We start from the raw sequence: 26447 nt of genomic DNA on the forward strand, positions 1-26447 counted from the left end.
AGTCTAGTCGTGGACGGCGCGATCGGCATCCGGTTACGGCACCTGCTCGACCAGCTCGACGGCGACGTCGCGAAGCTCTACCGCGACCTCGACCTGGCCGACTACCGGCCGCGCTTCTCGCCGATCGTCCGCACGCTGGTTGCCCAGGGCCCGCTCTCGGTGCGCGCACTGGCCGACGCGGTCGGCGTCACCCACTCCGCCGCCAGCCAGACCGTCGCCCAACTCACCAAGGCCGGCTTCGCCACCCAGGAACCCGGTCCGGCCGACGCCCGCCAACGCGTCGTCCACCTCACCGACCGCACCCGCTCCCTGCTGCCCCTGATCGAAGCCGAGTGGGCCGCCACCACCGCCGCCATCACCACGCTCGACAAGGAACTTCCCGTCCCTCTCGAAACCTTCCTGACCGAACTTCAGACAGCCCTCACGCGACGCTCGTTCCACGCCCGCATCACCGAGCACGCGGGCGACCTGTCAGGCGGCGTCGTGAAAGACCAGGCCGAGGGTGTGGCGAAGCCCTGACCGCACGGTGCTCACCCCGTGCCGCACCGGCGCCGTCGACCACCCGCGGGTCGAGCGCACCGGCCGGTCGCGGGTCGTTAAGATCAACCCGTGCCCTTGCGGCAGCGACGTCACCGTCCCGCGCGACTGAGCCCGCGGGCGCTGCTCCACCAGCAGGAACTCCCCGCCGTCGTAGTCGATTCCGGGCCGATCCAGCCCGATCACGACCTGCAGTGGAAACACGAGGTCGCCGTACAGGTCGCGGTGCAGGGCGTTCCAGTCGCCGGCCTGGTATCTGAGCAGGATCGGCGTCGGCCGCTCCTGCCCGGCGCGATGGCAGTCGTCCAGCCACTGCTCGAACGAGTCGGGCCAAGGCGCGGGCTGCCCGAGTTTCTCCGCCCAAGCGCGTGCGATCGGCAGCAGGTGGGGAAAGAACGACGCGCGCAGCTCGGCGATCACCTCGGGCAGGGGATACGCGAAGTACCGGTACTGCCCGGAGCCGAAGCGGTAGCGCGCCATGTCGATCGTCGCGCGGAAGCGCTCGGACTCGTCGTACCAGCCGCTGATTTCCCGGCACTGCTCCGCGGTGAGCAGCGGCGGGGTCAGCGCGCAGCCGACGTCGTCGAGGTCTTCGGTCAGCTGGTCCCAGTCCATGCCGGTAGAACGGTTCGGCCGGTCAGAGTGTGAGGACGCCGGTGTAGGTGAGGGCGAACGTGGCGCAGGGGATCAAGAACAGACTGGCGAGCACGATGACCTGGCGGAAGGTCTGGCCGGGGCCGATCAGCCGGTGGTAGGCGACAACGAGGACCGGGACCATCACCACCTCGAGGATCAGCATGCTGCGGGGGATGACGTGGTCGAGGGCGGCGAGCAGGACCGACAGGGTGGCGGCGGCGATCCAGGCCGCGTACCCGATCCGGTACGTCGTGCCGGCGCCGAGGCGGACGGCGATCGTCCGGTAGCCTGCCGCGCGATCGGCGGGCAGGTCGGCCAGCGTCGTCGGCAGGTAGAGGCCGATCGCCGCGAGCGTGCCCTGCAACGCCATCACCCACGGGAAGTCGCCGAGGTCCGGGGTCACCGCAGCCCATCCCGCGAGCGGGCCGAAGGCGCCGAGGGCCAGGGAGTTCGACGCGACGTCGAAGCCCGCGCGGGTCTTGAGCCGCAGCGGCGGCGCGCTGTACGCCCAGCCGAGCAGGAGCGCGAACAACACTCCCGCGGTGAACACCCACCCGACGAACGCGCCGACCAGCAGCGACGCGACTCCGGCGTACGCCGCCAGCTTCTTCGCCTCGGCGACCGTGACCCGACCGTCGAGCAACGGCGACTTCGACTTGCGTGGGTTGAGCAGGTCACCCGGCAGGTCGTGCGCGTCGTTGATCGCGAGCACCGCGAGCCAGAGCAGTGGGCCCATCACCACCGCGCCGAGCGCCAGCCGCGGCCACAGCTCGAACGGTGGTACCAGCCGGTGCGTGGCCAGCAGGATTCCCACGTAGTACGGCACGACCGACACGATCCAGAACGCCGGGCGGCCGACCAGAAGCACGTCCCGCAGCCGGGGACGAGGGCGAACCGGCGCCAGTGTGGTCACAGCTCCACACTGCTCCTCGGCACCAGTTCGCACCTCCCTCCAGCGGGTGAATCACCTCACTCGTCAGGGTGAACGTGCGCAACGACACCCCGCTCGAGCGCCACCCAGACCGATCCGTCCGGCGCGACCGCCAGCCCGTGCGGCTCGGAACCGTCGCCGAGGGCAACGGTCTCCCGCACCGCACCCGACGCGTCGAGCCGCACCAGCGACCCCGCGCCCCACAGCGTCACCCAGCATCCGCCGTCCGCCGTCGCGGCCACCGCGTGCGGCTTGGCGCCCCGATCGGGCAACGGCATCTCGGTGATCACGCCGTCCGAGTCGATCCGCCCGACCTGGCCCGCGAGGATCTCCACGAACCACACGCCGTCCGGCCCGGCGCCGATGCCCACCGGCCCGGCTCCTTCGGTGGGCAACGGGTAGGTCGTCACGACACCGTCGACCGTCATCCGCCCGATCGCGTTCGCGGCGTTGAGCGTGAACCACAACTCGCCGCGGTAGCTGGTGATCATCGCCGGGAATCCGCCGCTCGTCCCGATCGGGAACTCACTCACGGTCCCGTCCGCGCCGATCCGTCCGATCACGTCCGCATCCATCACGGTGAACCACACCGCCCCGTCCGGCCCGGCACACACCCCGTACGGCGAACCGCTCGGCACCTCGATCGCCGACCCGGTTTCCCCGTCGTACCGGCCGATCGTGTTGTCACCGGAGCGGGTGAACCACAGCGTGCCGTCCGGCCCGGCGGCGATCACGCTCGGGCGGCTGCCGGGCGCGCCGAGGTCCACGCGGTCGACCGTCCCGTCGGCGAGCCGCGCGACGGCGCCGGCGTGGACCAGCGTCGTCCACACCTCCGCGCCGCGCAGCGTCACGCCGTACGGGCCTTCGCCGGGATCGCCGACCTGGAATTCAGTGACTGACAAGAGAGCCCTCCTCGATCGTGTGGATCTCGCCGCGCCAGCGGGAGATGAAGCGGCGGTCGTGGGTGACCACCACCAGCGCGCCCGGGTAGTCGTCGAGCGCCGCCTCCAGTTCCTCGACCAGCACCAGCGACAGGTGGTTGGTCGGCTCGTCGAGCAGCATGCCGTCGTACTGCGACGTCAGCAGGCGGGCGAGCGCGAGCCGGCGGCGTTGCCCGGTCGACAGCGCGCCGACCCTGGTCTGCAACTGGTCCTGCCGAAACAGGCCGAGCCCTGCCGCACCGCGATGCCGCGCGAGCGCCGTCCGCAAGGTCTCGTCCGGCCGGGCCTCGGTCACCTCCTGCGCCAGATAGCCGAGCCGCCCCCGCCGCTCGACCTGACCTCGGTCCGGCGCCAACCGCCCGGCCAGTACGTCGAGCAGCGTCGACTTGCCCGCGCCGTTCGCGCCGGTGATCAGCAACCGTCCACCCGCCGGAACCTCCAGCGACATCGGCCGCAGCCGGCCCTCGACGGCGACCTCCACCGCCTCCACCAGTACGCCGGCCGCAGCGCCCGCCGTGCGCAGCGACGCCGTGAAGTGCAGCGGCTTGGCCGGCACCGGCGGCGGATCCGCCTCCAGCCGCCGCAGCCGCTCCTTGGCGTTGCGGATCTTGCTGCGCTCGGCCTCGTTCACCCGACCGGTCGCCCGGTCGTAGGCGACCTTGTTGTTGTCCTTCATCGGCCGCCCGTACGCGACCCGGTCCGCGGTCGTCCGCACGGTCGCCTTCATCGTGGCGACCTCGTCCTCCCACAGTTGCCGGGTCTGCTCGGCGCGTGCCCGCTCGGCCGCCTTCTCGGCCAGGTATCCGGCATAGCCGTTGCCGTACCGCGTGATCCGGTGCGTGTCGCCGTCCACCTCGAACAACGTCGACGCGACCCGCTCCAGGAACGCCCGGTCGTGCGACACCACGACCGTCGTACCGGAGCGCGACCGTAGATGGTCCTCCAGCCACACGGTCGCCGACAGATCCAGGTGGTTCGTCGGCTCGTCGAGCAGGAGCACCTCCGGTGAGGCAGCCAGTACGGCGGCCAGATGCAACCGCGCGAGCTCGCCCCCGGACAGCTCGGCCAGCCGTCGATCGCCTGGCAGGTCGGACAGTCCGAGGCCGTGCATCGCCTTCGCGAGCCGGGCGTCCGCGTCGTATCCCTCGCGTGCCTCGAAGGCGTGCTGCACCTCGCCGTACTCGGTCAGCACGGAAAGGTTGCCCTCGGCAAGTGAATGCTCGAGCTCACGCAGCCGTGCCTCGAGCGCCCGGAGGTCGGCGAGGGCATGGTCCGCGACCGCGGCGACGTCGAGGTCGAGCGGCAGCGGATTCTCCTGCGCGAGAAAGCCGAAGCCGCCGTCGGCGACCAGCGTGACCGACCCGTCGTCGGGACGTTCGACGCCGGCGAGCAGCCGGAGCAGCGTGGACTTGCCGGAGCCGTTCTCGCCGATGAGCCCACTGATCCGCCCCGGCGGGAACGCGCAGTCGACCTGGTCGAGCACGAGCCGGTGGTCGTAGGACTTGGAAAGGTGGTGCACCGACAGCTGGGTAGACATACGTGTCCTCCTGACGCGCGGGTTCGCACGGTGGACCGGATGCGGCCACCGGAACATCGGCGGGTCAGAGGATCACTGGCTACTCCTAAATGCGACGGCTGTTGCATTAAGATGAAACCATGACCGGCCTCGCGGACGCAACCCCCTTCTCCGGCGACGGCTCGGGGACGGCCGTTCGCCGCCCGGGCGGACGGACCGCGCGGGTGCGAGCGGAGGTGCTGAGCGCGGTCGAGGAGGAGTTGGCCGAGCACGGCTACGACGCGTTGACGATCGACGGCGTCGCCGCGCGGTCCGGCGTCCACCGGACGACGATCTACCGCCGCTGGAAAACCGTCGACGGTCTGCTCGTCGACCTGCTCGAAGCCGGCCGCGACGACACCTGGGCGCCGGCCGACACCGGCAGCCTGCTCACCGATCTGGTCGCGCTCAACCGCGAAGTCCGGTCCGCACTGACCGGTTCGGCGTCGCCCGCGGAAGGGCGGGCTGACTCGGCCGACGCGCCGGCTGGGACCACGGTGACCACCGCCGTGATCGCCGCCTCGTTCCGCTCGCCGGCCGCCGCCGAGGCACTCAGCCGCTTCTGGGAAGACCGCTACCGCCGCAGCGGCACGATCATCACCCGCGCGATCGACCGCGGCGAACTTCCCGCCGACACCGACGCCGACCGCGTCCTGATGGCCGCGACCTCACCTCTTTACCACCAGTTCATCCTCCGCCGGGCGCCGATGACCCTCGCCGAGGCCGATCACTGGGCCCGCGCCACCGCGGCAGCCGCTACCGCCGGCCTCTACCGCCGGACCTGACTCCACCCCTCCGCGGCCGGCGTCGACCGCCTCCCTGACTCCAGCCCTGCAGCCACCCGCCGGATCGGCTTAGGCTGCCTCTACACCGATGAAGGAGGCTGGAGTGGCTGGACGTCTGAGCGGCGAGGTCGTGCTGGTGACCGGAGCGGCGCGCGGGATCGGGCGAGCGATCGCCGTCAAGGCCGCCGAGGAGGGCGCCGCGGTCGGGTTGCTCGACATCCTGCCCGACGAGCTCACCGCGACCGCCGAGGAGATCGCCGGCACCGGCGCGAAGGTCGCCGCCGTGGTCGGCGACATCACCAACGAGGCCTCGGTCCGCTCGTCGGTCGACGACCTCGTCGGCACGCTCGGCGCGATCACCGTCCTGGTCAACAACGCCGGCAAGAACGCGTACGCCGACGCCACCGCGATGACCGTCGAGGAGTGGGACAGCGTCTTCGACGTCGACCTCAAGGGTGCCTGGCTGATGGCCCGCCAGGTGCTGCCCGCGATGATCGCGCACCGGCACGGCGCGATCGTCAACATCGCCTCGATCCACAGCAACCTGACCACCGCCGGCATGTTCCCGTACGCCGCGGCGAAGTCCGGCCTGGTCGGCATGACCCGAAGCCTCGCCCTCGACGTCGCCCCGCACGACGTCCGGGTGAACGCGGTCAGCCCGGGCTTCATCGCCACCGACCTGCTCGAGGAGTTCTTCGACACCATCCCCGGCGCCCGCGACACCGCCCTGGCGGTGCACCCGCTCGGCCGGATCGGTACGCCGGAGAACGTCGCCGAGGTGGTCTGCTTCCTCGCCTCCACCGCGGCCGCCTTCGTCACCGGCGCGAACTGGACCGTCGACGGCGGCCTCGGCGTCCGCTACGCCTGACCAGCCGCCGCGATCGGCCACCGGGCTCGGCCGCCGGGATCGGCCACCGGGCTCGGCCGCCGACCAGCGGCCGATCACCCACCGCTGACCCGCCGGTCCGGCGATGCTGTCCCCATGAACGGACAGGTCCTGGACCGGCGTGCCCTCAACCGGGCCACTCTCGCCCGCCAACTCCTGCTCGACCGCCACCGGATCCCGGCCGTCGAGGCCGTGCACGCCCTGGCCGGCCTGAACGCCCAGAGTGCCAAGGACCCGTACATCGGCCTCTGGGCCCGACTCACCGACTTCCACCCCGACGAGCTGGCCGATCTCCTGCACAGCAAGCAGGTCGTCCGCTCCTGCCTGATGCGCTACACCCAGCACCTCGTCACCGCAGGCGACTTCCAGGTCTTCCGCCCGGTCCTCGGCCCGATCCTCGCCCGGGTCCAGCGCAGCGGCTGGGGCAAACGCACCGAAGGCGTCGACCTCGACGAACTGGTCGACCTCGGTACGGCGGCCCTCCGCGGCACTACGCTCACCCGCCCGGAACTCGGCAAGAAGCTCCAGGAGCGCTGGCCCGACCACGAGGCCACGGCGCTCGGCTGGACCTTCCAGTACCTCGCCCCGGTCGTGCACCCGCCGCCGGACGGGTTGTGGGGCCGCAAGGGTGGCGCGACTCCGTTCGCCCTCGCGGAGGACTGGCTCGGCGTACCGCCACAAGCTCCCGATCCCGCCGGGCTGATCCTGATCTACCTCGCGGCCTTCGGCCCGGCGTCGTTGCGCGACATTCACGCCTGGTCCGGCCTGAGCCGGCTCGGGGACGTCGTCGACTCATTGCGGCCACGCCTGGTCAGCTTCCGGACCGAGTCGGGCGTCGAGCTGTTCGACCTGCCGGACGCGCCGCGACCTGACCCGGAGACGCCGGTGCCGGTGCGGTTCCTGCCGGAGTACGACAACCTGATGGTCGGCTTCCACGACCGGTCCCGCGTGATGACGAAGGAGCAGCAGGCCCGCGTCTGCGTCGGTGCGTACATCGCCTCGACTCTGCTCGTCGACGGCTTCGTGCACGGGATCTGGAAGGTCGAGCACACCGGCGGCAGCGCCGTTCTCGACGTCGAACTCTTCGAGCCCGTGCCGGATCCACAGGCTGTGGAGTCAGAAGGTCTCGAGCTGCTGAAGTTCGTGGCGCCCGACTCGGCCGACCACCGAGTTCGGCTGACCTAGCTCGGGTGGTAGGCGCACGAGTCGGCCAGGTCAGCCGGGTCGGCGCTCGGCTTGGTGGTCGGGGTGACCGGGCTCGACGGTCGCGGCGTCGCGGCCGGCTTGGCCGGCTTGGACGGCTTGGACGGCGTACCCGCCAGGGCCTTGGCGACGATCGTGCGCATGCCGGCGTAGTTCGGGTCGCGGCCGTTGGGGAAGTTCTTCTTCTTGTCCAGGTCGATGTTGCGGATCTTCGCGGTTTTCACCTTGGCGCCGAGACCGGCCAGGTCGCCGAGCAGGGTCTGCGGGATGTCGGTGCGGATCAACTGCTCGCCGGCCGCCGCGATCTCCTTGTAGTGGGTCAGCACGTTCTGCGGGGTCGCGCGCTCGACGATCGCCTTGATCGTGCAGCGCTGCCGGGCCTGCCGCGCCAGGTCGGCGCCGGGCACGCGGTACCGGCCGCGGGCGAACCAGAGCGCGTCGAAGCCGTTGAGCTGCCGGTTCGGGCCGGGTTGCAGCCAGCGGCCCGGCGGGATGTTCTTGTCGTCGTCACCCCCGACCGGGACCGGGTAGTTGATGTTCACCGTGATCCCGCCGAGCGCGGTCACCATCTGCTCGAACCCGGCCAGGTTGATCTGCACGTAGTAGTGCAGCTTCAGCCCGAGCGCCTCGCCGACCGACAGCTTGAGCACGTCGGCGCCGGGATTGTCCGTCTCGCCGAGCAGTTCGCGGTACTTCGGTGGAATGTTGCGGTACATCGCGTCCAGGTAGTAGTCCGGCTGCTCCTGGCCGGGCCTGGACGGGTCCCAGTAGCCGGTCGGGAACTCGTCGTGCAGCGGATGGTCCTTCGGGAACGGCATCCGCATGAAGTTCCGGGTCATCGAGATCAGCGCGGTCTCACCGGTGTGGGTGTCGATGCTGGCGACCATCACCGTGTCGGTCCGCGTGCCGTCGCGCCCCTCGCCGTCGTCCGCGCCGAGCAGCAGCAGGTTGAGCCGGGGCAGGTTCGCCCACGGGTCCTTCTGGTCGATCGCCGGCCGGGTCCCGCTCTTCGACTTCTCGCCGGCGAACACCTTGGTCACCAGGCTGCGCTGGGCGACCAGATTCTGCGCCCCCAGCGCCGATCCGGACGCGATCGAGAAGCACACCACCCCGATCACCAGCGCTCCACCGAGCCGAGTGAGCACGCCGGTCTGCAACGGCCGCAGCATCTTGTACGACGTCACCAGCACGACGACCAGCGACAGCGCGACGACGGCGAGCCCGACGATCATGCCGAGCAGCACGTCGGGGTCGAGCGCCCACTGGATCACGTCGTCGCGACGCACCAGCACGACGTACGCCGCACCGCCGGCCAGCAGGACGCTCAGCGTGGTGATCACCGCGCCGAGCCGCTTCCGCCCGGCCGCCAGGTACGCCGTACCGGGGACGAGGACACCGAGAACCGCGATCACCAGCGCCGCTCCCGCACGGCGCCGGCGACTCGTCCGGGGTCTGGCTCGACGGGCTCTCGATGCGCTCGGGGACATGGCTCCACTCGGTGCTCGGCGGCAGGGCGGTGGGCGCTGCCCCTGATCAGCTCCCGCTGGTTCGAATCCGCCCGGCACCGGAAAGTTCGGCACAATCTCCCGGGTGACCGAGATCGAGGTACGCCGGGCCAAGCCGGACGACGCCGCAGCGCTGGTGCACCTGCGCGGGCTGATGCTCGAGGCGATGGGAATGGACGTCGGCGGCGAGGACGCACCCTGGCGCGAGGTGGCGCTGCGCTTCTTCACCGAGCAGCTCGCGGCGCCGGAGCGATTCGCGGCGTTCGTCGTCGACGACCCGGCGGTCGGCGTGGTCGCCAACGCCGTCGGCCACGTGAACCCGCACCCGCCGAGCCCGACGGACCTGTCGGCCCTCCGGGGCACGCTCTACAACGTCAGTACCGAGCACGGCTTCCGCCGCCGCGGCCTGGCCCGCGCCTGTGTGGTCGCGCTGCTCGACTGGTTCCGCGACGAGACCGACGCCGGACAGATCGAGCTGCACGCCACCCAGGACGGTGACCAGCTCTACCGCTCCCTCGGCTTCGTCGACAGCCACTACCCGTCCCAGCGCCTGCTGATCACTCGCTGACCCACGTCAGCACCCGCCGGTACGCGGCGTCGTTCAGCATGTGCCCACCGGCGTATTGGTAGCTGCTCGCATGAGGGATAGCGGACGCCAGGTGTGCTGCCTGCCGACCACCTCGTTCGTCCGCCGAGCCGCACCAGAGACTCACCGGCACCTCGATCCCGCCGAGTGCGAATCCCCAGTCCCGGGCGAACGCCAGATTGTCGTCGATCCACCCGTCATGGCTGTCGACGAACGTCGCCCGCAACCGCGCCATCGCGTCGGCGTCGTCGCGCGCCGGCGGCCCGGCCGTACCACCCTCGGGGGAGTGCGGGTCCGGCGGAAACTCCGGCCCACCCGCGGCGATCAGGGCCATGATCTCCCGCGCCGTCTCCTCGACCTCCGGCCGCAGCGCCGCCTCACCTCCATGAGCGGCGAGCCAGGACGTGCGGTTGCGCCGCGGATCTTCCTCGTCCTCGCTCGGCTCCGGCCCGTCGACCAGCGGGGGAGCGATGCCGCTCACCACGGCACATCGCGTCACGCTCTCGGGCAGCAACGCCGCACACGCCAACGCATGCGGTCCGCCGCCCGAGCCACCGGCGACAGCGAACCGGTCCCACCCCTGCGCCTCAGCGAGCAGCCGCACGTCAGCGACCACGTCGGCAACGCTCCGGCCGACCTGCCGAGTCGATTCGCCGTACCCTGGGCGGTCGAACGTCAGCAACCGGATTCCGCACTGCTCTGTCGCCCGGACGACGTCCGGCCGCTTCCACCGCGTGCTCGGGGAGCCGCCGTGGAAGACGACCGGTACGCCGCCGGGTTCGCCGTACAGGCTGTAGGCCACGGTTCGCCCGTCCGGCGTACTGATCGTCGCGGTCACACCTGATCCAACCACCACCGGTCGGTGCTGCGGGTGTCGCGCAGCGCGTTGGTCGCGCAGTGCACCTCGCCGCCGCCGAGGTGGGACCAGAAGAAGTTGTCCACCCAGTGCACCCGCACGCCGGTACGCCGTAACGCGCGCTCCGCGGACGCCTTGAAGACATCAACGCCGTGCACCTTCGGACCCTGCGGATCCGGCGCCGCGAACTGACGATCGGTCAGCGAGAGCCCGTTCACCAGCCCCGGCGTCATCGCGCGCAGCCCGGGCAGCACGGGGTGCGACTCGAAGAGCACCGGCAGCCGAACGAGCTCGTCGCGGCGCAGTCCGGTTTCCCTCAGCAGGACCGCGAGCTGCTCGTCGATGTGTTCGGCCGCCTGCCGGTTGGCCGCCAACTGCTTGCTGTCGGCAAGGACCTGGTCGACAGTCGGCTTGCGCGGCGAGTTGGTACCGGCGAACAACCGCTGCGCACCGGCACCCTTGCGCTGGACGTCGCGCAGCAACTGCTCGGCCAGGAGCGGATCGGCGACAGCCAGGGTCCACCCGCGAGCGTTGTTCGCCCGGACGACGTGCGTGGTCTCGTCCGCGTGCCCGATCGCGAGCCAGGAGGTGTCGATCCGCAGCGGGGCCTGGAAGCCCTGCCCGGTGACGAGTTCGAGGAAGCCGGGATCGGGCTTGCGCTCGCCGGCGCCGTAGAGGACACGCCCGTTCGGGTAGCCGGCATACGGCGGGAGGGTCTCGATGTTGCCGCCCATGTTGAGCAGGTCGTCGATCACCGGCGAGGCCGTCGGGCTGAGTTCCTGGACCATGCCGACGTCCGGGCCGCGCAGGTCGCGGTAGAGCAGTCGTCCGGCCGGGCGCGGTGTCGGCAGCGGATCCCCGGCGGTGCCGAAGTCCCAGACGTTGCCCGAGCGGATCAGCACGCGCATCGTGTGGCTGCCGCCTGGCGCCGGCATGCTCGCGGTGGCCGGCTCGAAGGTGTCCTGCAGCCACATGTCCTTCCAGCCGCCCGGCGTACCCTGCACGAACTGCAGCTTCGCGCCGCTCGACCGGGTCGCCTGGCCGAGCGTCTTCCCGAACGGTTCCCACTCACCCGGCACGCCCGGCGGGTACGGCGCCTCGCCCGGCCAGCCGACGCCTTCGTTGGGCTTCCCGGCGAGCACGGTCTCGGCGCGCTGCAGGTCGTTCTGCAGCATCAGCGGGGCGACGCGGAGCTTCACGACGTCGGTCGCCGTCCGGCCGCGATCGGTGACGGTCAGCGTGACGGCGACGGTGCCGTTCCACCGGGAGCGGTCGCGCAGCACGTCTCGGCCCTCCAGGCCCAGTCGCACTCCGCGACTCAGTTGGTTGGCGGTCAGTTGGGTGACCGCGCGGCCGGTGGAAAGGTCGAAGATCCGGGCTTTGTCCGCGGGGGCGAGGTCCAGGCGGCCGGTGGACGATCGGCTCAGGTCTCGGTGGCCGGGGACGTCGAGCGGCGCCAGGTCGACTCGGTCGCGGAGGCCGTTGATCCGCTCGTCCGCCGCGTCGTTGCATGCGGCAAGCTTTTCGTCGACGGCGGAGCCGGGCTGCTCGAGCTCACCGGGGTCGACCGTGCACCGCCGCTCGTCGTCGTCGACATTCGCGAGAAAGATCGCCCCGCGCCGCGTGGACCAGGAGTCCTCGCCGGTGGTGTCCGCCCACGTCACCAGCCCGTCGCGGTTCACATCCGCTCGCAAGTCGGCCCGCAGGCCCGCGTGCGCGCCGGCCCGCCCGTCCGGGCGCAAGTCGGCCCGCAGGCCCGCGTGCGCGCCGGCCCGCCCGTCCGGGCGCAAGTCGGCCCGCAGGCCCGCGTGGCTCGGCGCACCCGCTCCCCAAGCCACCGTCGCGGGCGTCGTCCCCACCAGCACCGCGGCCGTCGTCAGAGCTGTCGTCCAGCGCTTCATGTCCACTCCCCACGTATTTGACACATCCGTGCTGTTTCACTGCGAAGCTAACACGCCCGTATCAAAACCGGCAGGTGGATTTCCGATCTCCACCCCGCGGTGGACGGCGCCGAGAAGGGCGCGTGCCCGAAGAGGCAAGAACAGGTGAGGACGCGCTCACCCCGGGCGCGGTGAGGAGTCCAGCTGATGCGCAAGGTGAGGATCGCCGGTCTGGGCGCGGTCGCGGCACTCGTGGTGGTCGGGCTGTTCCAGCTCCCGGCCAGCCCGTTCGACCGGCACGACCTGCCCGATCGCGCTCCCAGCGTGGCCGCCGACTCGGATCAGCTCGGCGACCCCGCCACGCACGACGGCGACCCAGCCGACGAGCCCTCCGCCGACGGTACGCCGAACCGCCAGGCGACGGCCGGCGCGAACAAACCCGGCACCAGCGCGAACAAGCCCCGCGCCGCCGTGACCAAACCCGGCTCACCCACGCCCGGCCCGGTCATCACCTACCCGCGGCGCGGCAGCGTCTCCTACACCGTTCTCCCCGGCGCCCCGGAAACGATCGGCACCGCCGGGCGCCTGCTCACCTTCGAAATCGACATCGAAAACGGCATCAAAGGCATCAATCCGGCCGAGCTGTCCCGCTTCGTCCGCGCGACGTACGGCGCGCCACAAGGCTGGACCGCCGGCGGCAAGTGGCGGTTCCGTCAGGTCGGCCCCGGCCAGAATTCCGACTTCAAGCTCATGTTCGTCACTCCCGCGACCAGGGATTTGATCTGCGGCGGTGGCTACGACCAATACACCAGCTGCCGGATCGGCGAACGCGTCGTCCTGAACATCGCCCGCTGGGTGCACGGCGTCCCGAACTACGGCGCCTCACTCACCGAGTACCGCAAGTACATGCTCAACCACGAGACCGGTCACCGCCTGGGCGAGGCCCATGAGCTCTGCCCCGGCCCCGGTCAGCCAGCGCCGGTGATGCAGCAGCAGACGCTCGGCCTGCACGGCTGCATCGCCTATGCCTGGCCCTTCCGCAACGGCCGACGCTACGAAGGCCGGCTGGGCAAGTACGACGATCCGATCCCCGCGTCCTGATCCGTCTAGTTGTTCAGAGCCGGCGGAACCACCTGGTTGACCCTGGCCGTCACCGCGGCGGTCTCCAGCCCGTCGGCCACCGTGTGCAGCAGCCGCACCAGGTGCGCCGCGTCGGTCGGCCCCAGAATCCCCGTCACCACATCCAGCACCCGGACGGTCAGCGCGTCGAGCTGTGAGAGCCGCGCCTGACCCAGCCCGGTCACCGCGAGCGCCGGCTCGGTCTTCACCAGCCCGAGCCCGACCAGCTCCGCGATCGCGAGCTCGGCCTCGCCGGTCGTCGTGCCGACCTGCTCGGCCACGGCGGCCGCCGAGTCCCGGCCGTTGGAGATCGCGCTGAGCACCAGCGCGGCCGGCATCTTCATGCCGACGGCGTCCTGCAGCCCCAGGATCAGCGGGTGCGCGTGGCCCCGGACCCGCTCGACCGCGTCCAGCAACCGCAGCGCGTCCCCGACGTCACCGATCAGCTGCTCGGTCTGCACCGTCGCGATCCCGGTCAACGGCACGTCCCGCTCGGGCACGGCCAGTGCCCTGGTTTCCGTCTCTTCGATGGTCACTCTTCCAGCCTACGGATCGGCGCTGACAGTTCGGCGTGTCGTTCCTGAGGAAACGCTGTGAATTCGGTCCGGCGGAACACTCGATCACGTGTTCGACCGTCGAGCTTGCGCAGGAACCGGCCGAACTGCGGGTCGAACTGCCCCTGGCCGTCGGCGATCTCGTCCCGGTCCCACCATCGGATCTCCGCGAACTCGCCCGAGGCGTCCACCACCGGCAGGTCCCGCCGCCAGGCGAAAACGAACCACAGACTCACATCGGTGTGCCCGTTGTCGATCCCCACGGTGTCGGTGACGGTGAGGAACGCCGGCTCGCGATCGTTGAACAAGGCATCGATCCCCAATTCCTCCCGGACTTCCCGCGCCGCGGCGTCGGCGGGATGCTCGTCGACCTCCACGTGACCACCGGTCGGCAGCCAGCGCCGCGCGTTCACGTGGTCGACGAGCAGCACGCTGCTGTCGGCCGGGTCGACGACGACGGCGTACGAGACCAGGTGTGGCGAGGGCGTCGCCGGCTTGACCCGGCGCCAGATGTCGTCGGTGCTCGCGAGCCAGCGCAGGGTCCAGTCGCGGTCGGCGGCCTCGTGTTCGTCGGCCGGCTCGAGGGCGGCGACCAACTGGTGGACGGAACGCACGGACGATCGCATCGCCGCAGCATCGCACCAGTCGCCGACAATTCCCGCGCAAATCTCAGCGATTCAACAAAACAAGGGAACAACTGTTCGATCGAAGTGATCAGAAAATCCATCTTTTGTGCACAGAAATCGCGAACCGGGCGTGACCTCCGATCCCGGTCGTGCGTTGCACCTGACGTGACGGTGAACACACGGCTAGCCGTCATCGCGCTCGCTCCGCGTTCACAGGCCGACCACCCCTCAGATCTGCCTCAGGAGGACCAGTGACAACCGCCACCGCCACCCAGACGTCAGAGCGCCGACGCGTCCGAGTCTGGTTCGGTGAGCACGTGATCGCCGACTACAACGCCGAGCCGGCGTTGGCCGAGCGGTACGCCCAGGCCATGAGCCGTCGCTTCGCCGGACTCCGGGTCACCAACGACCCGATGCCCGCCGTGGACCGGCTCCCCGACCCCCTGCCCGGCGAGCGCATGTGGGATGTAGCCCCGCGCTGAAGCCCGACCCGCCGTACTGCGGCACTCCCTGTTGCCGCAGCACGACTTGATCGACCCAGTGCGAACCACGAGTACGACGACGGACCCGTCCGCACCACGGCCCACAAGGCCGGGTGCGGGCGGGTCCTTGTGTTCCGGCCGATCCCGTGTCGAGCCCCGGCCGCCGGTTCCGACGTCCCCGGCGTGACCGACCCACGACCCGAGGAGAACCCGATGGACCGGCCCGTTCTGAACAGCATGCTGCTCGGCAGCACCGACCCCGACCGGCTGAAGACCTGGTACCGCGACGCCTTCCACGCCCGCGTCGACGGCTACGGCAATCTCGACCTCGGCGGGTTCGGCCTGGTGATCGAGCACCGCGACGACGTCGCCGCGACCGCTCCCGAGCCCGGCCGGTTCATCGTGAACTTCGCCGTCGAGGACATCGAGGCCACCGCCGGCCACCTGCGCACGCTGGACGTCGACTGGCTGGTCGAGCCCGAGGACCGCGGCATCGGCAAGTTCGCGACGCTCACCGATCCCGACGGCAACTACGTCCAGCTGATCCAGATGAAACCCGAGTACTACGCCAACCGCTGACCCACCCCCGCCTCCCCCGCATTTCGATGGTTGACCGTCGAAATGGGGGACGCGGCGAGTGGCTGTCAGGCCGGGAGGATGTTCTGGTTCAGATGGAACACGTTCGCCGGGTCCCACGTCGCCTTCAGCGCCCGCAGTCGCGCCAGCTTCGCCGCCGGGAACGCGCGCCGGACCGGCTCGCCGTTGAGCGTGTTCACGTACGCGCCCCCGGCGTACGGCGCGAGCCCGGCGGCGTACTCGCGCACGGTGGCGATCCGGTCGGTGTCCTCGGCCGGATCGTCCCACCGGGTCGCGGTGACGAACTCGAACACCGTGTCCCGATGACTGAATGCCGCGTCCGCGTCCGGTACGTCGGCGATCGCGCCGCCGTAGGCCTGCAGGCTCGCACCGACGCCCGGATTCCGCAGCAGCGCCCGGATCGCGTCGTCCGGCAGGGTCTTGAAGTAGTGCCCCTTCCAGTACCGCCGGTACCGGTGTCCCTGCACGTTGTCGTCCCGCGTCTGCAGGGTCAGGTACGGCATCTCCTCGACCGATTCCGCGACCACGGTCCCCAGCGCGCGGAAGGCGGGCAGCAGCTTCGCGCCGTCGGCCGGGTCCCCGACCCACACGAAGCCGACCCGGACCTCGTCCCCGACCACGTTCGCCGTGAACGTCGCCTCGCGCGGCGCCGTCGCGTTCAACGATCGCCACCCGGTCAGTACGTCGAACCCCTCCGTAGCCGCGAACTCGAACTCCGCCACCAGCGTCCGCGTCCCAACCTCGTGCAACCGGAACTCGAACTCCGTCACGATGCCGAAGTTGCCACCGCCACCCCGCAAGCCCCAGAACAGCTCGGCGTTCTCCTCCGCACTGGCGCGCACGATCTCACCCTCGGCAGTCACCACCTCGTACGACGCGACGTTGTCGCAGGCCAGCCCGTGCTGCCGAGCCAGCCACCCCATCCCGCCGCCCAACGTCAGCCCGCCGACGCCGGTGTGCGAAACGTTCCCGGCCGTGGTCGCCAACCCGTACTGCTGCGCCGCCCGATCCAGCTCGCCCAGCAACGCCCCGCCCTGCACCCACGCCAGCCGCCGAACGGGATCGACCCGTACGCCGCCCATCGGCGTCAGGTCGATCATCATCCCGCCGTCGGGCACCGCGAGGCCGGCGATGTTGTGCCCGCCGCACCGCACGCCGATCTCCAGCGACCGGCTCCGTGCGTGCCGGACGGCGGCGGCGACCTCCGCCGTACTGCCGCAGCGGGCGATCACGGCCGGGCGGCGATCGACCATCGCGTTCCACACCGTGCGGGCTTCGTCGTACCCGCTGTCGCCGGCCTGCAGCAGCACCGGCGTCTGGATCTCGATCGTGGTCATCGGCGGACTCCTTCGCTGAAGTGCTGGTACACAAACCCTGACAGCGCCCCGGCGCGCGGATAAGGTCCAATTCCATGAGCCGTTCCAGGACCGGTTCCGGTACCGGTGAGCTGCTGGTCGAGATCCAGCGGGACAGCACCGTGCCGCTGCACCAGCAGCTGGAGACCGGGATCCGGGAGCGGATCCGCGAGGGCCTGCTCCGTGCGGACGCCGTCCTGCCGTCGTCCCGCGCGCTCGCGTCCGACCTGGGACTGTCGCGCGGCGTCGTGGTCGAGGCGTACCAGCAGCTCGTCGCCGAGGGGTACCTGGTGAGCCGGGCCGGCGGCTACACCCAGGTCGCGCAGGCGGCAGCGCGCAGCCTGCAGGCGGCTCGAGCCGGTCAGAAGGTCGCCGGACCGCCGCGGATCGACTTCCGGTACAGCCATCCCGACGTCACGCAGTTCCCGCGCGCGGCCTGGCTGCGGTCGTTCCGGCGGGTGCTGAACGAGACGCCGCACCGGACCTTCTCCTATCTCAGCGGACAGGGCGCGCTCGAGCTCCGCGAGGCGCTGGCCGACTACCTCAACCGGGTCCGCGGGACGTCGGCCCGGCCGGAGAACATGCTGATCTGCCACGGGTTCGCGCAGGGTTCACGGCTGCTCTTCCAGGTGCTGGTCGCGGCCGGCTACCGGCGGATCGCGCTGGAGGACCCGTCCGACAACGACGTCCGCGACGTCGCGGTCACGGCCGGGCTGGAGACCGTCGGCGTACCGGTTCTGGACTCCGGCGTGGACGTCGAGGCGCTCGACCGGTCCGGTGCGGACCTCGTCCTGGTCACCGCCGCTCACCAGATGCCGACCGGCGCCGTCGCGTCGCCCGAGACCCGGACCGCGCTGGTCGAGTGGGCCGTCCGCCGGAACGCGCTGATCCTGGAGGACGACTACGACGCGGAGTACCGCTACGACCGCGAACCGATCGGCGCCATCCAGGGTCTGGCTCCGGACCGCGTCGTCTACGCCGGTACGGCGAGCAAAACGCTCGCGCCCGGGCTCCGCCTCGGCTGGCTGATCCTGCCCGACGCCCTGGTCGAGCCGCTCGCGGCCGCCAAGCTGACCGACGACCGCGGCTCGTCGGTCCTGGACCAGCTGACCTTCGCCGACTTCATCGTCCGCGGCGAGTTCGACCGCCATCTCCGCCGGATGCGTCCCCGCTACCGCAGCCTCCGCGATCTCCTTGTCGAGCAGCTCGCGGACCAGTTGCCCGACTTCAAGCCGGTCGGGATCTCGGCGGGCCTGCACGTGCTCGCCTGGTTGCCGCCCGACCTCCCCGCCGAAACCGTCGCCGAGGCAGCCCGCACCCGGGACGTCGGCGTCCACCCGCTCACGCCGTACTGGTTCAACCCGCCCGGTCCACCCGGTCTGGTGTTCGGCTACGGCGGTCTGACCGAGCAATCAGTTGCTGAGGGCATCAGCCTTCTCGCCGGCGCCGTCCGTACGCTGGAGCCATGATCGACGAGTTCCGGATCGCCGTTCCGCAGGAGGACGTCGACGACCTCCGCTCCCGCCTGCGCCGGACCCGCTGGCCGCGCGTGCTGCCTGCCGCGGACGACTGGTCCCGCGGCGTCCCGGTCGAGGTCTTGCAACAGGTCGTCCGGCACTGGCTCGACGACTACGACTGGCGCACGTGGGAAGCCCGGCTGAACGCGTTCCCTCAGTTCGTCACCATGATCGAAGGCCAGCCGATCCACTTCCTGCACGTCCGCTCGTCCGAACCGGACGCGCTCCCGCTCATCCTCACGCACGGCTGGCCCGGCTCGATCGCCGAGTTTCTCGAGATCGTCGGCCCGCTCACCGACCCGCGAGCCCACGGCGGCGATCCGGCGGACGCGTTCCATCTCGTCGCCCCCTCGGTCCCCGGCCACGGCTTCTCGATCCCGCTCAACGACGCCGGCTGGAACCATCTGCGCATCGCCCACGCCTGGGCCACCCTGATGGACCGCCTCGACTACGAGCGGTACGTCGCCCAGGGCGGCGACACCGGCTCGGTCGTCTCACCCCTGCTCGGCCGCGTCGCCCCCGGCCACGTCCTCGGCGTCCACATCAACGGCGGCCTCGCCCACCCGTCCACCGATCCCGGCTACCGGCCCGGCGACTTCGACGACCTCAGCCCGAACGACCAGGCCAAGCTCACCTTCGCCGACCACGTCCGAGCCACCGGTACGGCGTACGCCGAACTCCAGGGCAGCAAGCCGCAGACCATCTCCTTCGCCCTGAGCGACTCCCCGGTCGGCCAACTCGCCTGGATCCTGGAGAAGTTCCACGACTGGTCCGACCCGTCCCGGCCGCTGACAGACGTTGCCCTGGGCCACATTTTGACCGACGTCTCCCTGTACTGGTTCACCAACACCAGTGCTACGTCGGCCAACCTCTACTACGAGCCCAGCACGCCCCCGCCCGAGCCCTCGTCCGTGCCCACCGGCGTCGCCGTCTTCCCCACCGACCCCGCGATGCGCCACATCCTGTCCCGCACCCACCACCTCACCCACTGGACCGAACACCCCCGAGGCGGCCACTTCGCCGCCCTGGAGGCACCCGACCTACTGGTCGAGGACCTGCGAACCTTCTGCCGCCGTTTGCGCTAGCAGTACGCCCGGCAGCCGCGGTCGACCCCGTACGCCGTCTTCGCTCGCTCGACCATCGCCGCCGGCGAGCTCGGGTTGCCGGTCTTCAGCCCGGCCAGGAACCGCTGCGGCGGCACGATCCCGCGCCGGATCCACCACCGCCCGGCCGGGGTGGGCCAGCTGATGCCGAAATGCAGATGCGCCGGAGTCGATCGGGCACTGCCGGTCCGCCCGGTCAGCCCGAGCGGTTGACCCGCGCGGACGGCGAGGCCCGGACGGATCCCAGCGGTGATCGCCGACAGGTGCGAACCGTAGTACCGGACGCCGTCCCGCCCGACGATCGAGACCGCCAGTCCGCCGCGATCTGCGGCGACATTGGTCTTCGGGCTCCAACGGTCGACCCGGATCACCTCGTCCACCCGCCCGTCGACCGGTGCGACGAACCGGCATCCAACGCGGGTGAAGATGTCGGCCGCCGGGTAATCGTGATGCGCTTGCGACGCGGAGGCTGGACAGCCTTGGACCGGGAAGACGTACCGCAGCGGCGGGCGGACCGAGATCTTCGGCGTCGCGCGGGTCGTCGCGGTCGTGCGGCCTGTCGGGGTGGCCGTCGTCCTGGGGGTCGGGCTGGCGGTCGGGACGGGCACTGCCGCGGGTGACGAGCTCACCGTCGAAGGAGACGCCGGGACCGGCGTGACCGTAGCCTGCGCGCCCGGTCGCTCAACCGCCGCGCGATCCAGCACCCCCAGCGCCGACAACACCCCGAGCCCCACGGCCGTCACCCCGACGACCGCCGCCCCGAAGATCCCCGCCGATCGACCTCTCACTGGCGCCAGAACGCGTTGACGACCACCGCGGAGTACACCGTCTCGCACGGAATCCCGTTGCCGTCGGCATCCATCCGGGTGGGCATGCCCGAGTACCACCAGTAGGTGACGGACTCACCGTACGACGCCCCCATCGCGACCAGGTCCCGGCAGAACAGGTTCACCGGCACCGAGGCCACGGCCCGCACCTCACGTCCCCGCCAGTACTGCCCCACATCGCTGCGCGCGTAGACCGTCTCGCACGGAATTCCGTTGCGGTCAGCATCCATCTGGTTCGGCTGTCCCTCCCCCCGCCAGTAGTCGACGGCGGCGACGTAGCTGTACCCCCGCGCCTTCAGGTCCCGGCAGAACAAGCCACCCGGTAGCCCACGCACATCCCCGGGCCGCGGCACCGTCGCGGTCGGCCGCGGCGCCACCGTGACCGTTGCGGTCGGCGGCACAATCGCAGGCGCCGACGCCGCCGCCGGTGGCGTAGAGTCCCGAGCCGGCGCGCTGCTGTCCCGCACCGGCTCAGCCTTGTTCATCGTCAGCACCACCAACCAGGTGAGCAGTACCGCGATGACACCGACGGCAACTCCGGCGAGTGCGACCAGTGTTGTACTGCCGTCGTCGGTGAAGCGTTTGATCACTTTCTGTGGCGTTTGCGCCATGGTCTTCCCCCCACGGCCCATCAAGTCATCACCGTTCGTGTTTGTCCAGGGGTGGGGCCGGACTCACTGCTGCCAGAACTGGTCGACGGCCGGCGGTGCGTACTCCTCCTCGCACGGAATTCCGTTGCCGTCAGCATCCATCTCGGGTGGTCGGCCGTACGCGCGCCAGTAGCCCACCACGCCCGCGTACGTGTAACCACGCGCGACCAACTCCTCGCACCGCAGCCTCACCGGCGTGGCCGGGGCGCCGGCGGGTGTCGTGCGGGCCGCCGGGGTCGGCGCGTTGGCCACCTTGGCGGGTGCGCCGGTTTCGTACGTCGCGCGCACGACCGCGAACGTGGCCAGTATGGCGAGTACGCCGACCGCCATCCCGCCGCCAACGGCGCGCAGCGCGGCGGCACGACCGGTCCCCGGTTGTGGTGATCTCCCCATGATCTTCCCCCCACGGTCCAGTGAGGCACCGCGGTGCGGGTTTGTCCAGGGGTGGCGGCAGTGGTTCACCCGGACAACACCTGCGCGTCATCCGGAAAGGCGATGATCGCGCCGGATTCCGCCATCCGAGAGGACGCACGATGGGACACTCCCACGACCACAGCGATCACGGCCACGGCCACGGGCACGGACACGGCCACGGGCACGACCACGATCACCACCACCCGAACGCCGAACTGGACGCCGCGACGCTGGCCGCGCTGGACGAGTCGATCCCGGACTCCGACCTTTCGCCGACCGAGGTGAGCCGCCGGTCGCTGCTGCGGTCCGCCGGCATTCTCGGAGGCACGGCGGCGCTGGCCGTCACGGGTGCGCAGGCGGCCGCCGCCGCGGCGCCGAAGAACGTGCCGGGCTGGATCTTCCAGCAGCACAAGCGGCCGAACGTCTGGCTGGCCGGCGACCACCACATCCACACCCAGATGAGCTCCGACGGCCTGTACCGGGTCATCGACCAGGCGCGCCACGCCGCGGCATACGGGCTGGACTGGCTGGTGATCACCGACCACGGTGGCGCCACCCACGCGCGGATCGGTGTCGACCTGGTCAACCCGCAGATCAAGGCGGCGCGCAGCGAGCTGAAGAACACGCTGATCTTCCAGGGCCTGGAGTGGAACATCCCGTCCGCCGAGCACGGCACGGTGTTCGTCGCGCCGGGCAGCCGCGAGGTCGAGGTGCTCAAGCAGTTCGAGAACAGCTACGACGGCAGCGTGAAGGGGGCCAGCGGCAACAGCCCGGCCAACGAGGCGCTGGCCGTCTCGGGCATCCAGTGGCTCGGCCAGCAGGTCGACCGGCGCCGCGTCCAGGACGCGCTGTTCCTGGCCAACCACCCGGCCCGCAACGGCATCGACAGCCCGCACGAGATCCGCAACTGGCGCGACGCCGACCCGCGGATCGCGATCGGTTTCGAAGGCGCGCCGGGTCACCAGGCCGCCGGTCTGCCCGCGCCGATCGGTGGTGCCCAGGCCCGCGGCTACTACGGCAACGCCCCGGGCGCGAACTCGTTCCCCGGCTACCCGCTGGAGTCCTACCGGACCTGGGGCGGCTTCGACTGGATGACCTCGACCGTCGGCGGCCTGTGGGACAGCCTGCTCGCCGAGGGCAAGCCCTGGTGGATCAGCGCGAACTCCGACAGCCACGTGAACTGGAACGAGACGGCCCGCCGTCCGGACGGTTCCGACCAGGCGCAGTTCGACCGCGACGGCCGCTACATGGACCCGGTCTACGGCAACACCGTGAACCGGACCGCGGGCGACTTCTGGCCCGGCTACTACAGCCGCACCCACGTCGGCGCCGACCGCCGCGACTACCTGTCGGTGATGGAGGGCCTGCGGGCCGGCCGGATGTGGGTCGACCACGGCATGCTCGCCAAGGGCGTCGAGGTCGAGGTCCGCGAGGTCGGTCAGCGGTACGGCGAACCGCTCGGCGGCGCGCTCACCGTACGCCGCGGCCGCGCGGTCGAGCTGGTCGTCCGGATCACCACCCAGACGATGCCGAACTGGGCGAACTTCGTGCCGAAGCTGAACCGGGTCGACGCGATTCGCGGCGCGGTCAAGGGCACGGTCAGCAACCGCGACACGTTCACCGCGCCGGACACCAAGGTGGTCCGGCAGTGGGACACCTCGGGCAAGCGCGGCACGTTCGAGCTGGTCTTGCCGCTGGGCCGGGCCGAGGAGCCGTTCTACGTCCGGGTCCGCGGCACCGACGGCAACCGCAGCCAGCCGGGGTACCTCGGTGCGGCGATCGACCCGGCGGGCCCGCAGCTCGACGTGGTCGGCGACGCGGACCCGTGGTCGGACCTGTGGTTCTACACGAACCCGATCTGGGTGCTCCCGAAGAAGTGACGCCGACCCGATGATCATCGCCGTCGACGCGGCCAGCCGCGACACCGCCGAGGCCGAGCACGTTCTGCACGAACTGCTCGCCCCGGCGGCGATCCCGGTGATCGCGTGCACCCACGCGATCACCGGGGGAGACACCCCGCACCTCGCCGTCTCGATCGCCGCGGCGACCGACGAACTCGAGGCGCACGTCCGCAGGTGGTGCGCCGACCACGGCGCCGGCTCCGCGTTCACCCGGTCCGGTGCGACCGCTCCGGACCTCGCCGGACCGAGCCCGCTGGTCCGCGGCGCGTACGTCGCTGCCGTGGAGAGCGCACTCGGCGCCGGCCGCCTGGTCCGCTGGCCCGGCTGCGAGCACGCGTACGGCGTACAGACCGCTGCCGCTCTGCGCGCCAAGGCAGGCATCGACTACGTCGAGGCGCTCGGCGGCCTACCGGTCACCGACGACACGGTGATCGACACCCGAGACTTCGTCCGCCCGGTACGCCGCGAAGGCCAGGTCATCCTCCAGGTCCAGCCCGCCGCCGGCGGCGTCCTCATCCCCTTCGAGGCCGAACACCAGCACAAGTGCTGCTCGGACCATTAGGGCGTGTCTCCCAATTCCCCGCCTACTGCGCGGCACCCGGCACGGCGCCTCGCTGCACGGGCGCCAAGGGCACGATGCTTCGCATCGCCACCCTCGTCTCCCGCACACCGAGCCACCGCACCGGGCACCTGCTCGCTACGGCGCGGAATTGGGAGACACGCCCTAACGCCGGACATCCCAAGCGTCCGAATCCGCCAGCACCTCGGGCAGTTCGCCGATCACGCCGAGGCGCTGCGTGCAGCGCGTCAGTGCGACGTACAGGTCGCGCAGGCCTCGCGGTGACTCGAGCATGATGCCCTCGGGGTCGACCACCAGCACCGAGTCGAACTCAAGCCCCTTGGCGCCCGCGACGGTCAGGACGGTCACGTCGGCCAGGTCTCCGACTGCCTCCTGCACCAGCTCCAGCCGCAGGCGCGAGGTGATCACCCCGACCTGCCCGTGCTGGACCTCCTCGCCGGCAACCTTGCTCACGTACGCCGCCTGCTCGGCCGGCGCGACGTCGACGTGCCACGGCTTCACGCCGGTCGACCTGACCGACTGCGGCGCCTTCGCCTGCGGGTCCACCAGCTGCAGCACCTGACCGGCGAGCTCCATCACCTCGGCCGGTGTGCGGTAGTTCATCGTCAGCTCCGCCAGCCGCCAGCGATCGCCGAAGGTCGACGCGAGCGCCTGCCGCCAGCTGGTCCCGCCGCCGGCCGCACTCGTTTGCGCGACGTCGCCGACCAGCGTCATCGACCGCAGCGGGCAGCGTCGCGCGATCGCCCGCCAGGCCATCGGCGACAGCTCCTGCGCCTCGTCGACGATCACATGCCCGTACGTCCAGCGGCGGTCCGCCGCGGCGCGTTCGGCCAGCGTCCGGTCGTCGTCGGCCTCGAACCGCTCGGCCAGCGCCTCGGCGTCGAGGATGTCCCGGGCGGTCAGCACCTCCGACTCGTCGTCCTCGTCGAAGTCGGTCGAGCCCGACCCGGACAGTACGTCGAGCGAGCCCTGCGCGTAGGCGATCGCCCGCGCCCGCTCCGCCTTCAACCGGGCCGCCTCCTGGCCGTCGTCCCCGAGCAGCTCGGCCGCTTCGTCGAGCAGCGGCACGTCGGCCGGGCTCCAGTCGTCGCCGTACCGCAGTAGGTGTTCGCGATCCAGTTCGCTCAGCTGCGGAGCAGCCGCCGCCAGCCGCTGCTCGTCGCCGTACAGGTCGACAAGGAGTTCGCGGGGGCTCAGGTTCGGCCAGAGGCGATGCAGCAACTCCTGGACGGCCGGCTCGGCGATGACCTCCTTGCGCAGCTCGGCGAGGTCGTAGTCGTCGAGCAGGTTCTCGCCGCCGAGCGGGTCGGCGCCGATGATCTCGGCGTACTGCTCGGTGAGCGTGTCGACGATCTCGGTCAGGAAGAACGGCCGGGCCTGGTTGTGCGTCAGCCGCCGCTCGCGCGCCCTAGCGCGTGCCTCCTCGGCGACCACCGGGTCGAGCCGCAGCACGGTCCGGTCCACTGTCACTTCCAGCGGCTTCGAAGGAACCCACTGACGGTTGGCGACCGCCTGCGCGATCACGTCGGCCATCACCGCCCGGCCCTTCACCTCGGCCGCCTCGGCGGACTCCGGCCGGGTCGCGGTCAGCCCGGGGTAGAGCTCGGCCAGCGTGACCAGCCGGACGCCGTCCTCACCCAGCGACGGCAGCACCTGCCCGATGAACTTCAGGAACGTCGGATTGGGGCCGACGACAAGAATTCCGCGCTTTTCCAGCTGGTCACGATGGGTGTAGAGCAGATAAGCGGCCCGGTGCAGCGCAATGGCGGTCTTTCCGGTCCCCGGACCACCTTGAACGACCAGAATCCCCGGCAGTTCGGACCGGATGATCCGGTCCTGGTCGGCCTGGATGGTCTGCACGATCGACTCCATCGTGCCGGTCCGCCGGGCCTCCAGCGCCTTCAGCAGGACGGCCTCGCCCATCACGCCGGTACCGAGCCGGGACTCGCCGGCCGCCGTCCGCCCGAGGTCGAGCTGCTCGTCCTGGACGTCGATCACCCGCCGCAGCCGGCTCTGGATGTGCCGGCGCCGGACGACGCCCTGGTTGTGCACCGCGGTCGCGACGTAGAACGGCCGCGCGGCGGGAGCACGCCAGTCGACCAGCAGCGGTTCGTAGTCCTCGTCGTGCAGGCCGATCCGGCCCAGGTGCAGGACCTCGCCGTTGCTGTCGTCCAGGCGGCCGAAGTACAGGCCTTCCTCGGCGGCGTTCAGCCGGGCCAGCCGGGCGTTCAGGTCGCGGACCCGGCCGTCGCGCTGGTGCAGGGCCTGGGCATTGCGCGTCCCGGCCACCTGTTCGCCGCGGCGACGGGTCTGAGCCTGCTCACGTTCGCGGTCCAGTGCCGCGTAGAACGTGGTCAGGTGAATCTGTTCCGACTGCACCGGATTCTGCAATTCCAGCCCCTCGTGATAAAATGCACCGCG

26 protein-coding genes are annotated in these 26447 nt (G+C 70.9%); 12 read left to right on the plus strand and 14 right to left on the minus strand.

Annotation, left to right across the window (positions count from 1 at the left end):
• The first annotated feature begins 9 nt into the window (after positions 1-9).
• On the plus strand, positions 10-519 hold the full coding sequence (locus tag BWI15_RS33135; RefSeq protein WP_077018439.1) for a MarR family winged helix-turn-helix transcriptional regulator: 510 nt from the start codon (positions 10-12) through the stop codon (positions 517-519).
• Here the strand turns inward: BWI15_RS33135 and BWI15_RS33140 are convergent.
• Genes BWI15_RS33140 through BWI15_RS33155 form a run of 4 tightly spaced genes read right to left on the minus strand, consistent with a single transcriptional unit; the run spans position 472 to position 4582 of the window.
• Positions 472-1152, minus strand: coding sequence for a 2OG-Fe(II) oxygenase (locus BWI15_RS33140; protein WP_077018440.1), 681 nt, complete (start codon positions 1150-1152; stop codon positions 472-474). The two genes, BWI15_RS33135 and BWI15_RS33140, sit on opposite strands and share 48 nt — an antisense overlap.
• Positions 1153-1174: 22 nt before the next feature.
• On the minus strand, positions 1175-2086 hold the full coding sequence (locus tag BWI15_RS33145) for a UbiA prenyltransferase family protein (RefSeq protein ID WP_077018441.1): 912 nt from the start codon (positions 2084-2086) through the stop codon (positions 1175-1177).
• 56 nt (positions 2087-2142) lie between these two features.
• Complete coding sequence (locus BWI15_RS33150; RefSeq protein ID WP_077018442.1) at positions 2143-3006, minus strand: Vgb family protein; 864 nt, start codon at positions 3004-3006, stop codon at positions 2143-2145.
• Positions 2993-4582, minus strand: coding sequence for an ABC-F family ATP-binding cassette domain-containing protein (locus BWI15_RS33155; RefSeq protein WP_077018443.1), 1590 nt, complete (start codon positions 4580-4582; stop codon positions 2993-2995). Before BWI15_RS33155 ends, BWI15_RS33150 begins: the two co-directional genes overlap by 14 nt.
• A gap of 119 nt (positions 4583-4701) precedes the next feature.
• Here BWI15_RS33155 and BWI15_RS33160 point away from each other — a divergent pair, with 119 nt between their 5' ends.
• The 3 genes from BWI15_RS33160 (at position 4702) to BWI15_RS33170 (ending at position 7456) form a co-directional block, all read left to right on the plus strand.
• A complete protein-coding gene (locus tag BWI15_RS33160) occupies positions 4702-5385 on the plus strand; it encodes a TetR/AcrR family transcriptional regulator (RefSeq protein WP_077018444.1) in 684 nt (227 codons plus the stop codon).
• A gap of 103 nt (positions 5386-5488) precedes the next feature.
• Positions 5489-6253 (plus strand): SDR family NAD(P)-dependent oxidoreductase, encoded by a 765-nt coding sequence (locus BWI15_RS33165; protein WP_083751153.1) that lies wholly within the window; start codon positions 5489-5491, stop codon positions 6251-6253.
• A gap of 114 nt (positions 6254-6367) precedes the next feature.
• Positions 6368-7456, plus strand: coding sequence for a winged helix DNA-binding domain-containing protein (locus BWI15_RS33170; RefSeq protein WP_077018446.1), 1089 nt, complete (start codon positions 6368-6370; stop codon positions 7454-7456).
• On the opposite strand, the gene BWI15_RS33175 is transcribed toward BWI15_RS33170, so the two are convergent.
• On the minus strand, positions 7453-8886 hold the full coding sequence (locus BWI15_RS33175; protein WP_237771564.1) for an LCP family protein: 1434 nt from the start codon (positions 8884-8886) through the stop codon (positions 7453-7455). The two genes, BWI15_RS33170 and BWI15_RS33175, sit on opposite strands and share 4 nt — an antisense overlap.
• 178 nt (positions 8887-9064) lie before the next feature.
• On the opposite strand from BWI15_RS33175, the gene BWI15_RS33180 reads away from it, so the two are divergent.
• On the plus strand, positions 9065-9547 hold the full coding sequence (locus BWI15_RS33180; protein WP_077018448.1) for a GNAT family N-acetyltransferase: 483 nt from the start codon (positions 9065-9067) through the stop codon (positions 9545-9547).
• On the opposite strand, the gene BWI15_RS33185 is transcribed toward BWI15_RS33180, so the two are convergent.
• Together BWI15_RS33185 and BWI15_RS33190 are read right to left on the minus strand one after the other, a co-directional pair.
• Positions 9537-10403, minus strand: a complete 867-nt coding sequence (locus tag BWI15_RS33185) for an alpha/beta fold hydrolase (RefSeq protein WP_077018449.1) — start codon at positions 10401-10403, stop codon at positions 9537-9539. The two genes, BWI15_RS33180 and BWI15_RS33185, sit on opposite strands and share 11 nt — an antisense overlap.
• Positions 10400-12322, minus strand: coding sequence for a protein-arginine deiminase family protein (locus tag BWI15_RS33190; RefSeq protein WP_077018450.1), 1923 nt, complete (start codon positions 12320-12322; stop codon positions 10400-10402). Before BWI15_RS33190 ends, BWI15_RS33185 begins: the two co-directional genes overlap by 4 nt.
• 186 nt (positions 12323-12508) lie before the next feature.
• Here BWI15_RS33190 and BWI15_RS33195 point away from each other — a divergent pair, with 186 nt between their 5' ends.
• Entirely contained in the window at positions 12509-13402 is an 894-nt protein-coding gene (locus tag BWI15_RS33195; RefSeq protein WP_083751154.1) for a DUF3152 domain-containing protein, read from the plus strand.
• Between the two features lie 5 nt (positions 13403-13407).
• On the opposite strand, the gene BWI15_RS33200 is transcribed toward BWI15_RS33195, so the two are convergent.
• Together BWI15_RS33200 and BWI15_RS33205 are read right to left on the minus strand one after the other, a co-directional pair.
• Positions 13408-13956, minus strand: a complete 549-nt coding sequence (locus BWI15_RS33200; protein WP_077018451.1) for a MarR family transcriptional regulator — start codon at positions 13954-13956, stop codon at positions 13408-13410.
• Positions 13953-14600 (minus strand): NUDIX hydrolase, encoded by a 648-nt coding sequence (locus BWI15_RS33205; protein WP_077018452.1) that lies wholly within the window; start codon positions 14598-14600, stop codon positions 13953-13955. The genes BWI15_RS33200 and BWI15_RS33205 overlap by 4 nt, the downstream gene beginning before the upstream one ends.
• Positions 14601-14851: 251 nt before the next feature.
• Here BWI15_RS33205 and BWI15_RS33210 point away from each other — a divergent pair, with 251 nt between their 5' ends.
• Both BWI15_RS33210 and BWI15_RS33215 read left to right on the plus strand, forming a co-directional pair.
• Entirely contained in the window at positions 14852-15082 is a 231-nt protein-coding gene (locus BWI15_RS33210) for a hypothetical protein (RefSeq protein ID WP_077018453.1), read from the plus strand.
• A gap of 213 nt (positions 15083-15295) precedes the next feature.
• Entirely contained in the window at positions 15296-15661 is a 366-nt protein-coding gene (locus BWI15_RS33215; protein ID WP_077018454.1) for a VOC family protein, read from the plus strand.
• Positions 15662-15726: 65 nt separating this feature from the next.
• Here BWI15_RS33215 and BWI15_RS33220 read toward each other — a convergent pair whose 3' ends face one another.
• A complete protein-coding gene (locus tag BWI15_RS33220; protein ID WP_077018455.1) occupies positions 15727-17016 on the minus strand; it encodes an FAD-binding oxidoreductase in 1290 nt (429 codons plus the stop codon).
• A gap of 74 nt (positions 17017-17090) precedes the next feature.
• On the opposite strand from BWI15_RS33220, the gene pdxR reads away from it, so the two are divergent.
• Both pdxR and BWI15_RS33230 read left to right on the plus strand, forming a co-directional pair.
• Positions 17091-18503: a MocR-like pyridoxine biosynthesis transcription factor PdxR gene (gene pdxR / locus BWI15_RS33225; protein ID WP_077018456.1), complete on the plus strand. Its 1413-nt coding sequence runs from the start codon at positions 17091-17093 to the stop codon at positions 18501-18503.
• A complete protein-coding gene (locus BWI15_RS33230; RefSeq protein ID WP_077018457.1) occupies positions 18500-19636 on the plus strand; it encodes an epoxide hydrolase family protein in 1137 nt (378 codons plus the stop codon). Before pdxR ends, BWI15_RS33230 begins: the two co-directional genes overlap by 4 nt.
• Here BWI15_RS33230 and BWI15_RS33235 read toward each other — a convergent pair.
• From BWI15_RS33235 to BWI15_RS33245, 3 genes are all read right to left on the minus strand, one after another.
• Positions 19633-20283: a M23 family metallopeptidase gene (locus BWI15_RS33235; protein ID WP_202817786.1), complete on the minus strand. Its 651-nt coding sequence runs from the start codon at positions 20281-20283 to the stop codon at positions 19633-19635. The two genes, BWI15_RS33230 and BWI15_RS33235, sit on opposite strands and share 4 nt — an antisense overlap.
• A 155-nt stretch (positions 20284-20438) precedes the next feature.
• Positions 20439-21092, minus strand: a complete 654-nt coding sequence (locus BWI15_RS33240; RefSeq protein WP_143466058.1) for a hypothetical protein — start codon at positions 21090-21092, stop codon at positions 20439-20441.
• A 63-nt stretch (positions 21093-21155) separates the two neighbouring features.
• On the minus strand, positions 21156-21524 hold the full coding sequence (locus tag BWI15_RS33245; RefSeq protein WP_143466060.1) for an excalibur calcium-binding domain-containing protein: 369 nt from the start codon (positions 21522-21524) through the stop codon (positions 21156-21158).
• Positions 21525-21664: 140 nt separating this feature from the next.
• Here BWI15_RS33245 and BWI15_RS33250 point away from each other — a divergent pair, with 140 nt between their 5' ends.
• Positions 21665-23425 carry a PHP domain-containing protein gene (locus tag BWI15_RS33250; RefSeq protein ID WP_077018461.1) on the plus strand — a complete coding sequence of 587 codons (1761 nt, stop codon included), beginning with the start codon at positions 21665-21667 and terminating at the stop codon, positions 23423-23425.
• 10 nt (positions 23426-23435) lie between these two features.
• Complete coding sequence (locus BWI15_RS33255) at positions 23436-24008, plus strand: hypothetical protein (RefSeq protein ID WP_077018462.1); 573 nt, start codon at positions 23436-23438, stop codon at positions 24006-24008.
• Positions 24009-24170: 162 nt separating this feature from the next.
• Here the strand turns inward: BWI15_RS33255 and BWI15_RS33260 are convergent, their stop codons facing one another.
• Positions 24171-26405, minus strand: a complete 2235-nt coding sequence (locus BWI15_RS33260) for a HelD family protein (RefSeq protein ID WP_237771565.1) — start codon at positions 26403-26405, stop codon at positions 24171-24173.
• Positions 26406-26447 lie beyond the last annotated feature (42 nt).

Origin of the sequence: Kribbella sp. ALI-6-A (assembly GCF_001984195.1) — a bacterium.
GTDB lineage: Bacteria > Actinomycetota > Actinomycetes > Propionibacteriales > Kribbellaceae > Kribbella.